Raw genomic sequence first — 13,386 nt, forward strand, 5'->3', positions numbered from 1 at the left:
TAAACTATTTTAGCATATGAGTACCTTCCACCCATGATGCATCCCAGACGCCTCCTCCGATCGTAGCCCGGTTGATCTATCTAAACATAAAAAAGACTCAGCTTCCAATTTTAGGAAAAGCTGAGCCCTTTTAAAGTGCTTTTGTATTGCCATGGCCTTCTTAGACCACCCTATCTCCTCGTATCAAGCGCAAAATAACCGCTATAACAGCAATGACTAACAGAATATGAATGATGCCACCCATGCCGAAGCTATCAAAGCCCAGATAGCCAATCAACCATAAAATAATTAAAATTACCGCAATTGTATACAGCAGATTTCCCATCGCTTTGCTTGTTTAGGTGATGAACTATTTTCGATTCAGTTGCTCAAATTTAGGTGCCAGCCCTATTTAACGTATATTCCCTATCTATTGGCCCCTTTAATCTACAAGAATTGCAAACAGGGCCTTGGGAATAAATGCATTTGGGGAAATAATCCCTCACTTAATGCCTTTTGTGTAAAAGGCTTCAACCCGCAGCTGCTTGAATAGCCATTTTAACATCAGCCAACCATCAATTCTACCTTCGGCCAGGTACCCTTGTAAAGTGTGCTAATCGGGAAAATAGATAAGGACGTGTTGGCTGGGGAGCTATCGATTTTATGGCTGCGGGCAGGCGCTTGCTGCTTAAAACAATACCCGACCAGGAATCCCAATCGGGTTTGTGACCTTGTTGCTAGTAAAAACTTGAATATCGTTGAATCGTAGTCAGAGTTGAATCCAGCTACCATGCTTACATGAGCGCTGAAAGGGAGTGAACCTGAAAGAGATGGGTACATCTACATTCGTGGCAACTCTAGAAAAGACGTTGAGTAGTTACACAGAAACAGGGAGTTATTCTATCGGTTTCCGGAATTTGCATGTAAAGTTAGACTATATTTAAAAACCAACCTATTAATTATTTCTAATTATTTTTTAATCTTATCCTTACTTTTAGAAACAAAAAAACAGCTCGTGCCGTTATTACTACTACAAGTATCTATCAGGCTTATCATAATAGCATGATAATGTTGAACCATAGATAAGACATCCGTCTTGGGCTTCCAGGGCGGATGTTTTTTTTAGTTCATCATAAGAATCTCAACAGACAATGGGTGGAGGGTTAAATGCAAAAAATCCCCTAAGTACTTGACTTAGAGGATTTTGCCACGAATAATCGTGACCCATAGGGGAATCGAACCCCTGTTTCAACCGTGAAAGGGTCGTGTCCTAACCGCTAGACGAATGGGCCGACTGGTCTCCTACTTCGTTCAATCTCAGAACACTTTTCTTTCGATTGCGTTTCCTTTTCCCGAAAACGTGGTGCAAATATGAAGGGTTGATTTATAAATTGCAAGCCACCTCCTGAAAAAAAATACAACTTTTTTTTATCACAACTCATTTTCAACCGCTTGGCTCCTTAACTTTTTTTCTAACCTGCCACCCAGTCTGTAAGTACCCAAACCATTTTTTTGGTAGTTTTACACTTCTCTTTTTTGGGTCAATCACCAATCTCTATGAAAAAATCTTTTCTTGGCTTTCTCCTATTGTTATTCTCTCCTTGGGCAGCTGCCCAAAATCCTTCCCCGGCCGAACACCTTGGGTACCCGCTAGGCAATAAGTTCACCTACCACCACCGCGTAGTGGAGTATGTTCGCACGCTGGCTGAAAAAAATCCGGACCGTGTAAAGCTAATCCCCTACGGTAGTACCTACGAAGGCCGCCCGCTGCTGGTAGCAGTGGTAGCTACACCCGAAAACCTGGCCCGCCTGGAAACCATCCGGACCGACAACCTAAAGAATATTGGCCTGCTGGCTGGTACGGCTTCGGGGCCCATTCCGGCTCTGGCCTGGCTGAGCTACAACGTACACGGCAACGAGGCGGTGTCGTCGGAGGCGGTGATGCAGGTGATGTACGAGCTCCTAAACCCGGGCAACCCAACTACCCAGGGGATTTTGAAAAATACCGTGGTGATCCTGGACCCCTGCCTGAATCCAGATGGGCACGACCGCTATACCGAGTGGTACAACCGCGTGGCAGCCGTACTACCCAACGCCAGCCCCTTTGCCTGGGAACACACCGAGCCTTGGCCCGGCGGTCGCTACAACCACTACCTTTTCGACCTCAATCGTGACTGGGCCTGGCAGCTTCAGAAGGAGTCGCAGGAGCGCTTGAAGCTTTATAACCAATGGATGCCGCACCTGCACGCCGACTTCCACGAAATGGGCTCGGCCAGTTCTTACTACTTCCCACCGGCCGCCCGCCCTTTTCATAAAGACATTACGGCCTGGCAGCGTGAGTTTAACAATACGCTGGGCGAATACAGCCGCCGGTACTTCGACAAAAACAGCTGGCTGTACTTTACCCGCAACAACTACGACCTCTTCTACCCTAGCTACGGCGACACCTGGCCTACCTACAACGGGGCCATCGGGATGACCTACGAGCAGGGCGGCGGCGGTCGGGCCGGAGTGGCTATTGCACGCGAGAATGAAGGCGACACCCTCACCCTCAAAGACCGCATTGCCCACCACTTTGCCACCAGTATGTCTACGCTGGAGGCCATTTCCTCCCGATCCGAAAAAACGGTGCAGGAATTTGTGAAGTACCACGAAACCGCCCGGACCAATCCTATAGGTACCTACAAGAGTTACGTGATCAGGACGAAGGGCGAAGAAGGACGGCTGAACGCTTTCCGGGAATTATTGGATAACCAGGGTATCCAGTACGGCTTGGCGGGACGGGATTTTTCGGCCAAAGGTACCAATCTGGCTTCCCTGGCCGACGAAAACGTGAAATTTGAGAGTACGGATTTGGTCATCAGCGCCTACCAGCCCAAGTCAACGTTGTTGAAAATTCTTTTTGAAGCCAAACCCGACCTGGAAGACTCCGTTACGTACGACATCACGAGCTGGGGCATGGCCTACGCCTACGGGCTAAAAGCCTACGGACTCAAGGATAAGCTGACGCCCGCCGCCTATAAGGCCTCGCCCATGACCAACACCGTACCGGCTACTCCTCCCTACGCCTACCTGGTGCGTTGGAAATCTTTCGATGAGCTCCGGATGTTGTCCGATCTGATGCAGCAAAAGATTCGGGTTCGGACCTCGCAGGTACCTTTCGAGATCGACGGAAGTACCTATGAAGCGGGCACGCTGGTCATAACCCGCAAAGGCAACGAAGCCCTGGGCGCGCGCTTTGATCAGCTCCTGGCCGAAACCGCCACCAAGTACCAGGTACGCCTCATTCCGGCCCAGACGGGTTTTGTGACCCAAGGCTCCGATTTCGGCTCGGGTGATGTGGCCCCCATGCGGGCTCCCAAAGTGGTGGCCGTGGCGGGAGAGGGCGTTTCGCCGCTGGCTTTTGGCGAAGTGTGGCACTTCTTTGAGCAGCAGATCAAGTACCCCCTCACGGTAGTACAGGGCGATGCCCTCAGCCGGGTACCCTGGCGAGAGGTAGATGTACTCATTCTCCCGACGGGTACTTATGGCCGAATCCTGACGGAAAAGGTACTTTCCGACCTGAAAGACTGGGTACGGAACGGCGGACGGCTCATCGCGATGGAAAGCGCCGTGAACTACCTGGCGGATAAACCAGATTTTGATTTGAAACGAAAAAAATCAGAAGATAAAAAAGAAAAAACGGAGCTTTTCAAACAATACGCCAACCGTGAGCGCGAAGCGGCCAGCGACGAAACGCCCGGTAGTATCTATAGAGTAAAACTGGACCCCACGCATCCGCTGGCTTTTGGCTACGGCGATACCTACTACGCGCTGGTGAGGGATACCTACAACCTGGACTACCTAGCCAGCGGCTGGAATGTGGGGTACCTGGGCAACGAAGCCTACTCCGCGGGATTTGTGGGAAAAAATGCGCGCGAACGCCTGAAGAACACCCTGATTCTGGGTGTACAGGACATGGGCCGCGGGCAGGTGGTGTACATGGCCGACGACCCGCTCTTCCGGGGCTTCTGGTACAACGGGAAGTTACTCTTCGGTAACGCCGTTTTCCGATAGAAGGTGCTTCCGGAAGTACCTTTACCTAAAAAAGCGGTAAGCCATTCCTGGCTTACCGCTTTTTTATTGATCAAGTACCTTTGGAGTATCAAAAAGTATTTTTAAAAAATCAGCCTAAAAATCCTTCCCGGATCATGGCCGCTTTGAGTTCTTCACCTAGGTTGTCAGTGGCTTTCACCAGGGGCAAACGTACCTCCGAGCTGCATACATTTTTTATTTCCAGGCATTTCTTGATTCCCACCGGATTGGACTCTGCGTACAGCAGACGGTCAAAATCCAGGAAGGAAAACTGCAGAGCGGCGGCTTCGGCAAAGCGGCCTTCGAGGGCGTGCCAGGTCAAATCAGTAAACTCGCGGGGGAACGCGTTGGCAATGACCGAAATCACGCCGTGCCAGCCCACGCTGATCATGGGCGTCACGAGGTTGTCGTCGCCCGAGAGCAGCAGAAAATCCTTGGGTGCTTTCCAGGCAATCTCCATGGCCTGCTCCAGGCTGCTGGACGCGTCCTTGACCCCGATGATGTTGCGGTGCTGGGCCAGCTCCAGGATGGTCTCGGGCTTCATGTTTACCACCGTGCGCCCAGGTACATTGTAGATGATCACCGGTACGGGCGAGGTGTCGGCAATGGCCGTAAAGTGCGCAATAATGCCCGCCTGGGAAGGTTTATTATAAAACGGACAAACCGACAGGATGGCGTCCACGCCGCTAAAATCGGTGTCGATAAGCCCTTGAAGTACCGCCCGGGTGTTGTTACCGCCGCAGCCGTAGATGATGGGGAGCCCCTTTGTATTGTGCTGCTTGGTAAATTCCAGCAACGCCTTTTTCTCGTCCGGCGAGGTCGTGGGCGTTTCGCCGGTGGTACCTTGCACCACGAGGTAGTTCACGCCCCCTTCCGACACAAATTCAATGAGTTTTTGTAATCCGTCGTAATCAATATTGTGGTGCTCGTCAAAGGGGGTAACCAGGGCTACACCCACACCTTTAAAACGTTCGTCCAACGCCATGTCAGAATGATCAAAATTGGTTAAGTACTTCTACAATTGGCTGCAAAGGTAAGTACCTTGGCGGGTTTTCGCGGCTAGCTCTCCAACATTCCTACGAATTCTTCTTCCGACAGGATCGTCACCCCCAGTCGGCGGGCTTTTTCCAGCTTGGAAGGCCCCATGTTGTCGCCCGCCAGCAGGTAGTTGAGCTTGGCCGAAACGCCGCTCAGGATTCTCCCGCCGTTGGCTTCGATCTTGGCCCGCAGCTCTTCCCGCTCAAAGTTTCGGAACACCCCCGAAATCACGAAGCTCTTGCCTTCAAGCAGGGTACTTTCGGCCACCACGGGCTGGTCGTCGGTCTCGAACTTAAGCCCCGCCGCCCGCAGCCGGTTGATCAGTACCTGGTTGTTTTCATCGTCGAAGTACTCGCGCACACTCTGCGCAATGCGCCCGCCGATTTCGGGTACCCCCAGTAGGCTTTCGATGCTGGCATTTTGTAGCTGGTCCATACTCCGGAAGTAGGTAGCCAGCTTTTCGGCCACCGTGGCGCCCACGTACCGGATGCCCAGCGCAAAGAGCAAATTTTTGAAAGGTACCTGCCGCGAGCGCTCGATGCCTTTCAGGATATTCTCCACGGTTTTTTCCCGGAAGCTAATTTTCTTTTCCTTCCCCGTCTCTTCGTTTACAAGTACCTTTTCCAGGCCCAGCAAATCGTCGTAGGTGAGGTCATAGAGGTCGGCGGGGTCGCGCACGAGTCCTTTGTCAAAGAGAAGTTCAATTTTTCCCTCGCCCAGGCTGTCGATGTTCATGGCTTTGCGGTGAATAAAATGCTCGATCTTGCCGCGCAGCTGGGGCGGGCAGCCCTTGTCGTCGGGGCAGTAGTAGGCCACTTCGCCCTCTTTTCGGATCAGCGGCGTGCCGCATTCGGGGCACTGGGTGGGGAAGGTGATCGGCTGCGTCACGAACATACCCCGCTGGCTGGTATCCACGCCCGTGATTTTGGGGATGATCTCCCCGCTTTTTTCCACAAATACTACATCCCCTACCTCCAGCCCCAGCCGCTCGATCTCGTTGGCGTTGTGGAGGGTAGCGCGCTTCACGTAGGTACCTGACAAATGGACCCCCCGGGCGCGTTCGTAAGATTTGGCGCGTTCGTCCAGAGCACTGAGGTTGGCCACGGGCGTGACGGCTCCCGTACGTCCTACCTGAAACACCACACCCCGGAGCAGCGCGGGTTTGTTTTCGGCTTTGTATTTAAACGAAATAGCCCAACGCGGACTTTTGGCGGTACTTCCCAGCTCCCGCTGCTGGGCGTACGAATTGACCTTGACCACGATGCCGTCGGTAGCCAGGGGTAGCTCGAAGCGCTTTTGTTCCCAGCGATGTATGTACTCAAGTACCTCCTCGATGCTGGCGCACTTGGCCCAGCCCGGCGACACATGAAAGCCCCACTCTTTCAGGGCCAGCAGGCTTTCTTCGTGCGATTCGAAAATAGTCTCGTCGCTCAGGAACGAATAAAGGTAGCAGTCCAATCCGCGGCGGGCGGCCTCGGCCGAATCCTGCAACTTAAAAGCCCCCGAGGCGGCGTTGCGTGGGTTGGCGTAGGGCGGATCACCCGCTATTTCGAGTTCGGTATTTAATTTTTCAAAGGAACTGTACGGCATGAAACCCTCGCCCCGCACCTCAAACACCGCAGGTACCTGGGTGTCGCGGATGCGCAGGGGGAGCGTCCGGATGGTCTTGATGTTGTGCGTAATGTCGTCGCCGCGGGTACCGTCGCCGCGCGTCACGCCGCGCACCAAAGTACCTTCCTCGTAGGTAAAGCTCAGGGAAATGCCGTCGAATTTCAGTTCACAGATGTACTCGTAGGCTTCGCCTTCCTCCAGGCCTTTCCGCACGCGCTCGTCAAAGTTGCGCATTTCCTGCTCGCTATAGGTATTGTCCAGCGACTGCATGGGGTACCTGTGGTATACCGTTGGGAATTCTTTGCTGATGGTACCCCCTACCCGCTGCGTGGGCGAGTCGGACGTCTTGAGCTCGGGGTACATTTCTTCGAGCCGGATGAGCTCTTTGAGCAGGAAGTCAAACTCTTGGTCGGAGATTTCCGACACGCTTTCCTGGTAGTAGCGGTGGTTGTAATAATTTAATTTATCGGTCAGATCCTTAATTTGCTGCTCGGGCGTCATAAAGAAGGTTGTATTTGAGAATGAGTCAGTTTCGTACGTGCATGGAGGTACTTCCTGGCGTCAAGTACCTATTTTGCGCAATAATTACCTATTTTCGTTCAAAAATAAGCATACTTACTCATTCTACCCGCATGTCTATGATTGCTCCTTCCATCCTGGCGGCCGACTTCGCCAACCTCCAGCGCGACCTCGAAATGATCAACCGCAGCGAGGCCGACTACGTACACGTCGACATCATGGATGGTCTTTTTGTACCCAATATTTCGTTCGGCATACCCGTGTGCGAAGCCGCCCACCGGCACGCCACCAAGCCGCTGGACGTCCACCTCATGATCGTAGATCCGGACAGGTACCTGGAGGCGTTCCGTACAGCCGGGGCGCACATCCTGACGGTGCACTACGAAGCCTGCACGCACCTGCACCGTACCGTGCAGCGCATCCGGGAGCTGGGTGCCCGGCCGGGCGTCGCCCTGAACCCGCACACGCCCGTGGAGGTACTTTCGGAGATTTTGCCCGATCTGGCGCTGGTGCTGGTGATGTCCGTTAATCCGGGTTTTGGCGGGCAAAAATTCATCGAGAACACGTACCGTAAGGTAGAAAGGCTCGCGGCCCTGCGTCAGGCAAGCGAAGCCGATTTCCTAATCGAGATCGATGGGGGTGTGAATGCCCAGAATGCTGCCCTGCTGAGCCAGGCCGGCGCCGATGTACTGGTAGCAGGCAACTTTGTGTTCAGCGCCCCGGACCCCGAAGCAACAATTGCCGATTTGAAGAAAAAAACGCGTTAGAGGGAGGTAGGTACGGAGGGAGCGCATAAACTCTTAAACCCCGAATAAACAGTACTTAGCTCATGTACCCTATGGCCTCTAAAAAATGGATCGCGCTGGGTTGTCTGCTGGCAGTAAGTACCGCCCTGGCCCCCAGGCAAGGTACCCCGCAGGCCTTCCCACTTTATCACTACCCCCTGCGGGTTTCGTCAGACAGTACTTACCTCGTAGACAAAACCAAGCGGCCTTTTCTGCTCCTGGCCGATGCTGGCTGGCAGTTGCTGAGCAAAGTAAGCTTCGAAGACGCCCTCCACTACCTGGATACGCGCAAGAAGCAGGCGTTCAATACGGTCTTTATACATCTGCTCCCTCCTACCCCCAGCGGAAAAAATTTTTACGGCCAAAAACCGTTTCTGAAAAAGGAAAATTTCAGCACGCCCAATCCGGCTTACTTCGACTACGTGGAAAGGATAATCAAAGCAGCACAGAGCCGAAACATGCAGGTGGGACTAGCCCCCGGCTGGTTAGAAAAATACGGCCAAGACTGGCTGGAAGTACAGTACCAAAACGGCAAAACGAGTAACCGCGCGTACGGTGCCTACCTGGGCAAACGCTTTGCCAAGTACCCCAACGTGCTTTGGATTTTGAATGAGGATGCCGACGAAGAAGGGGCAGAAGTACCTATCCAAGCGGCTCTGGCCGAAAGTCTGAAGCAAGCTGCCCCGCGGCAGCTGATCATGTCCTTAACTACCTCCCCCGTGTTTCCTGAATCGCTTTCGACCAAAAAATGGCGCGATTTTAGCATGTACGTAACTTACGAACCAGACCCGCCCGCGATCGGCCCTGCCGAGGTACTTCCGCTGTACGCCCAAGCCCTCGACGAGGAAGGTCACGCACCACCCCGGCTTTGGGCAGATTTTGGGCAGGAGGACGAAACCTCCGCTACGGCCCATCGGGTACGTAGGCAGGCTTACTGGTCGGTGCTGGGAGGCGGAGTGGGCTATTGTTACGGAAGCCAGGTATGTCGCTTTCCGCCCGACTGGAAAAAATTAATGCTGCTGGAAGGAGCCGACGATTTGAAGCATTTTTATGCTACCCTGCGGGGGCTGCCCTGGGAAATGATGCGGCCCGATACGTCTTGCGAGCTGGTTCAGAAAGGGCAAGCCTACTGGGGCAGTGAGGACTATATCCTGGGTAGTTTTTTGTCCAACCGGAAAATGGCTGCCTTGTACTTACCCTCCGCCCGGGAAATTGACGTACATTTAAGCGAACTGAACGGAAACCGCTTCAACGCGGTGTGGTACAGCCCGCGCACGGGCAAGCGCTGGCTGGCGGGACAATTTCCCGCGCAGCCGGTGGTAAGCCTGGCTCCCCCTGACCTCCGCCCCGACTGGGACTGGGTACTGATCATTGGCACCGCGCCCCATTGATTTTTTAGTAAAAAGCGTAAATTCCCCTCGGAGCGATAGGGAAATTTGGTTGAACAAACACTTTATTGATTCAGGATACGGGTTGTTGTAATTGTTGTTTCATGCGAAAGAGTATTCAAATACTGAGGTTTACTACGCTTTATATTTTACTGGTTTTTATCAACGGCCAGGCTCGTGCGCAGCAGGTACTTTGGGCCAGCAAAGTACTGGGCTACTCATCCGAATACCGTCCGGGCCAGTACGGACAGGAGTACCGCGCCATCCAGATCCTGGGAATTCCCAACAAACTACCCGATGTCGGCGACAGCCCTTGCGCCTGGTCGCCCGCGCAACCCAACTCCACCAACGAAGAGTGGATCAAAGTAGGTTTTGAGAAAGCGTTGCCTTTGCGCCAGGTAGCCATTGCCGAAAACTTCAACGCGGGAGCCATTGTGCGCGTGTACGCCTACGACGAAGCCGGGAAAGAGTTCCTGGTACTGGAAAATACGGCCCCGCCGCTCCGCGAAACGGGCAAAATGCTCAACCTGTACCCGCCCGACAGCCTTGGTATTACCGCCAACGCGATCAAGGTTGTTTTGCTGCCCAGCCGCATTTCGGGCTTCAACCAACTCGACGCCATCGGAATTTCTGACGGCAAAACGCCCATCCAGGCTACCATCCGTATCTCGGCCGACGCGCCCAAAGACCTGCAAAAGGAGAATATGGGCAAGGTGATCAACAGCAAGGGGCAGGAGGTAGCGCCGGTGATTTCGCCCGACGGTAAAACGCTGTACTTTACCCGAAGCAAGTTTGCGGGCAACATCGGCTCACCGAGCAAGCAGGATGTGTGGGTATCGACCCTGGACAACGCCGGGAACTGGACCGAGGCCGTGAACCTGAATGCACCCATTAATAACGAAGGCGACAACGCCATGACGGGTATCTCGCCCGACGGCAAAACGGTGTACCTCATCAATGTGTACCGGCCTGACGGCAGCATGGTCAACGGCCTCTCCAAATCCAACCGGGTGCGCGACGGCTGGTCTTTCCCGAAGGAAGTACGGATCACCAACCACTACAACGAGCACAAAGGAAACTTCACCGAATTTGCCGTTTCGCCGAAGGGTAATGTAATGGTACTTTCTGTACAGCGCCGCGATACCCAGGGCAACAAGGATTTGTACGTGTCGTTTCTGCGGGCGGACGATTCCTGGTCGGAGCCCAAAAACATGGGGGCGGTACTCAACACCGCCGACTACGAAGGCTCGCCCTTCATTGCTTCTGACAACAAAACCCTCTACTACACCAGCGCTGGCTACAGCGGCTATGGCAAGGGCGACATCTTCGTGTCGCGGCGGCTGGACGACACCTGGACCAACTGGTCGGAGCCCGAAAACCTGGGGCCCATCATCAACACGCCCCAGTGGGACGGGTACTTTACCATACCGGCTTCCGGCGACTACGCTTACTTGAGCTCCATGGAAAATTCGCTCGGCGACGAGGATATTTTTCGAATCCGGCTGTTTCCGGCCATCAAGCCCGAGCCGGTGGCCATCGTGTCGGGCAGCGTGTATGATTCTGAGAGCAACCTACAGGTTAGCTCTGAGCTCGTAACCGACATTAAAAGTACCAACGAAGAATTCAGCAAAATTCAGTTCGATCCCGAAACCGGCGAGTTCAAGCTCATTCTTCCCCTCAAAGACACCTACCGGCTCACGGCCAGCCGGGCGGGATTTTTCCCCGTTACGGAGGAGATCGACCTCTCGCGCGAAAATAATTTTCGGACCATTCGTAAAAACATTTACCTGCAACCCATCAAGGAAGGCCAGCGTATCCGGCTCAACCAGATCATGTTTGAGCAAAGTAGCCCAACGGTGATCAAGTCGTCCTTCCCCGAGCTGGACCGCATCGTGAGCATGCTCAAGGAGTACGCTACGATGGAGATTCTGCTGGAAGGACATACCGACAACCAGGGCGACTGGCAAAAGAACGTGAAGCTTTCGGAAGACCGGGTCATTGAAGTAAAAAAGTACCTCATCGGCAAAGGTATTGAGCATTCCCGCATCCAAACCAAAGCCTGGGGACCCGCCAAGCCCATTTCCAGCAACCTGACCGAGCAAACCCGCCAGTGGAACCGACGGGTAGAATTCACGATTCTGAAAATCTAAAAAAATTCCTTTCTCGGGAAATTAGCGTAATTTTGGCCCATCTATACGACAAAAACCCATTGATGAGCTATTTTACGAGGGCCGGAAGTACACGCTCATGGCTTCCTTTACTGCTGATCCTTCTGCTTGGTACCGCACTACGATTTTACCGCCTGGATACCTACAGTATTTTCTTCGACGAGAAAAGTACCCTGGTTGTTAGCCAGGGGATAGTGCTCGAAGGTGCCAATCAAAAAGACGTTTTTACGAAAAGTACCTTTACTCCTCAGGATTTCTGGCAACCCAAAGCCCTGGCCGACTACTACGAGGCCATGACCCGCAGCGACATCGGCAACAGCCCTTTTTACTACCTGCTGCTGCACGGCTGGATGGAGCTCTTCGGGCTCTCTGATTTTGCGGCGCGCGCGTTTTCGGTTCTTTTCAGTATTGGCATCATGGTTGTAATGTACCTTTTTGCCCGTCGTTTTTTTGGCGAAAAACCAGCCTTATTGTCGGCCGCGCTTGTAGCCATCGAGCCGTTTTTTATTGCGTATAGCCACCAGGCCCGCAACTACTCCCTCACGTTTTTTTTGGCATTGCTGGCTACCTACTTTTTTTTACAAATTATTGAAAACGAAAACGATAAAAAGCGAAACTACCTGCTTTATGCCGGGTACATACTGGCAGTAGGGCTAAGTTTGCTGTCGCACTTTCTGGCGGCGACGGTCCTGCTGGTACACGGGCTGTACGCGCTGCTGTATTTAAGAAATGTAGCTGGCTGGGTGCGGATGGCCGTGGCGGGTACTTTGGCGCTCTCGGGCCTAGTTTGGTGGATGACCCTGGGCGGCGGTGTGTGGACCCTCCGGACGCTGGCCTACCAGGCCGACCTCTACCGTGAAATGGCCAAAACCCGGCCTTTTGATAACCCTTTTGGAATTATACTTCCCGCTACGCTACCCAATGTTTTCCTTAAATCATTACCCATTTTTTCGGACTTGGTGCTCTTCACCAACGGCCTTACCGACGCCCTCGAAGGCAAGAAAAACGTAGTTGTGTCCGTTTCGGTGGGGGTAATTTTGGCACTTTGGTACTATACGCGGAGCCGCTGGAAACAACCGGAAGCTATTCAACGTACGGTACCTGCGGCACTTTTGCTGCTGAGTGCCTTTTTTTATTCCAATCACCCGCTTCAATTCGCTATTCTTTCGATAAGTATCTGGGCGCTTTTGTTGCTTCCACAGGTACATCGTCGGGCGGATGCCCTGCAGCGGCAGCGGCTTTGGCTGCTGTACCTCATGGCCCTGGTACCTACTTTATTTCTGATCGTGATGTCGTTTAAAAATGGGCATACGTACGGGCTCACACAACGGTACTCGGGTTTTTCCTTTCCGTACGTTATTTTGCTCCTAAGCTTACTGATACTATACATAGGTAGTTTCGCCCCGCGCGACTTCAAGGTACCTTTCTTCCTGCTTATGGGCATTCAACTGTATTTTGTAAGTACCCGTTTGGTGGAATTTTACCAGGACCGCTCCGTCAAGTACAACTACTACGCCATTCCGCGCCGCACCAATCCGTACTACGAAGCGGCCCAGTTGATCAAGAAAAACTACCAGCCCGGCGACACCATCTTTTACCCGGCACCGCGCATCGAGCTGGTGTCGGAAATGGATCGCACGTTTCTACCGTATTCGGTGCAGGACGCCCAGCTGACCAACCTGTACTTACCCAAGGATGCTCACTACATTCAGGCCATGGATACCACCCAAACCGATAAAATAGTGATGAAGCGCGCGGGGCGGGGGGATAGCCTTAGCCTGGTGAACCTAAGGGGAGTTAGGTACTAAGCCAGCGGGGCCGATT

8 protein-coding genes and 1 tRNA gene are annotated in these 13,386 nt (G+C 53.2%); 5 read left to right on the plus strand and 4 right to left on the minus strand.

The genetic code is table 11. The annotated features are described in order from the left end of the window. Positions 1-160: 160 nt before the first annotated feature. Positions 161-325 carry a lmo0937 family membrane protein gene (locus HNQ92_RS07270; RefSeq protein ID WP_184172673.1) on the minus strand — a complete coding sequence of 55 codons (165 nt, stop codon included), beginning with the start codon at positions 323-325 and terminating at the stop codon, positions 161-163. Between the two features lie 874 nt (positions 326-1,199). Beyond that, a tRNA-Glu gene (locus HNQ92_RS07275) sits at positions 1,200-1,271 on the minus strand. A gap of 265 nt (positions 1,272-1,536) precedes the next feature. Here HNQ92_RS07275 and HNQ92_RS07280 point away from each other — a divergent pair. Continuing rightward, on the plus strand, positions 1,537-4,035 hold the full coding sequence (locus HNQ92_RS07280) for a M14 family zinc carboxypeptidase (protein WP_184172675.1): 2,499 nt from the start codon (positions 1,537-1,539) through the stop codon (positions 4,033-4,035). A gap of 109 nt (positions 4,036-4,144) precedes the next feature. Here the strand turns inward: HNQ92_RS07280 and dapA are convergent, their stop codons facing one another. Beyond that, positions 4,145-5,038, minus strand: a complete 894-nt coding sequence (dapA, locus tag HNQ92_RS07285) for a 4-hydroxy-tetrahydrodipicolinate synthase (protein ID WP_184172676.1) — start codon at positions 5,036-5,038, stop codon at positions 4,145-4,147. Positions 5,039-5,112: 74 nt separating this feature from the next. Then, positions 5,113-7,203, minus strand: a complete 2,091-nt coding sequence (ligA, locus tag HNQ92_RS07290) for an NAD-dependent DNA ligase LigA (protein WP_184172677.1) — start codon at positions 7,201-7,203, stop codon at positions 5,113-5,115. Between the two features lie 131 nt (positions 7,204-7,334). On the opposite strand from ligA, the gene rpe reads away from it, so the two are divergent. The 4 genes from rpe to HNQ92_RS07310 all read left to right on the plus strand — a co-directional run bounded on the left by rpe (position 7,335) and on the right by HNQ92_RS07310 (position 13,370). Then, a complete protein-coding gene (gene rpe / locus HNQ92_RS07295; protein WP_184172678.1) occupies positions 7,335-7,988 on the plus strand; it encodes a ribulose-phosphate 3-epimerase in 654 nt (217 codons plus the stop codon). Between the two features lie 71 nt (positions 7,989-8,059). Then, a complete protein-coding gene (locus tag HNQ92_RS07300; protein WP_184172679.1) occupies positions 8,060-9,397 on the plus strand; it encodes an apiosidase-like domain-containing protein in 1,338 nt (445 codons plus the stop codon). Between the two features lie 101 nt (positions 9,398-9,498). Next, positions 9,499-11,544 carry an OmpA family protein gene (locus HNQ92_RS07305; protein WP_184172680.1) on the plus strand — a complete coding sequence of 682 codons (2,046 nt, stop codon included), beginning with the start codon at positions 9,499-9,501 and terminating at the stop codon, positions 11,542-11,544. 62 nt (positions 11,545-11,606) lie between these two features. Next, the gene (locus HNQ92_RS07310; protein ID WP_184172681.1) at positions 11,607-13,370 is read left to right on the plus strand and encodes a glycosyltransferase family 39 protein; all 1,764 of its coding nucleotides are present in this window, start codon (positions 11,607-11,609) and stop codon (positions 13,368-13,370) included. Positions 13,371-13,386 lie beyond the last annotated feature (16 nt).

Source organism: Rhabdobacter roseus, assembly GCF_014202275.1.
Lineage (GTDB): Bacteria > Bacteroidota > Bacteroidia > Cytophagales > Spirosomataceae > Rhabdobacter > Rhabdobacter roseus.

Coding starts and splice junctions, on each gene's coding strand:
- HNQ92_RS07310 (WP_184172681.1), top strand. CDS start 11,607: ATGAGCTATTTTACGAGGGCCGGAAGTACACGCTCATGGCTTCCTTTA.
- rpe (WP_184172678.1), top strand. CDS start 7,335: ATGTCTATGATTGCTCCTTCCATCCTGGCGGCCGACTTCGCCAACCTC.
- HNQ92_RS07305 (WP_184172680.1), top strand. CDS start 9,499: ATGCGAAAGAGTATTCAAATACTGAGGTTTACTACGCTTTATATTTTA.
- HNQ92_RS07280 (WP_184172675.1), top strand. CDS start 1,537: ATGAAAAAATCTTTTCTTGGCTTTCTCCTATTGTTATTCTCTCCTTGG.
- ligA (WP_184172677.1), bottom strand. CDS start 7,203: ATGACGCCCGAGCAGCAAATTAAGGATCTGACCGATAAATTAAATTAT.
- dapA (WP_184172676.1), bottom strand. CDS start 5,038: ATGGCGTTGGACGAACGTTTTAAAGGTGTGGGTGTAGCCCTGGTTACC.
- HNQ92_RS07300 (WP_184172679.1), top strand. CDS start 8,060: ATGGCCTCTAAAAAATGGATCGCGCTGGGTTGTCTGCTGGCAGTAAGT.
- HNQ92_RS07270 (WP_184172673.1), bottom strand. CDS start 325: ATGGGAAATCTGCTGTATACAATTGCGGTAATTTTAATTATTTTATGG.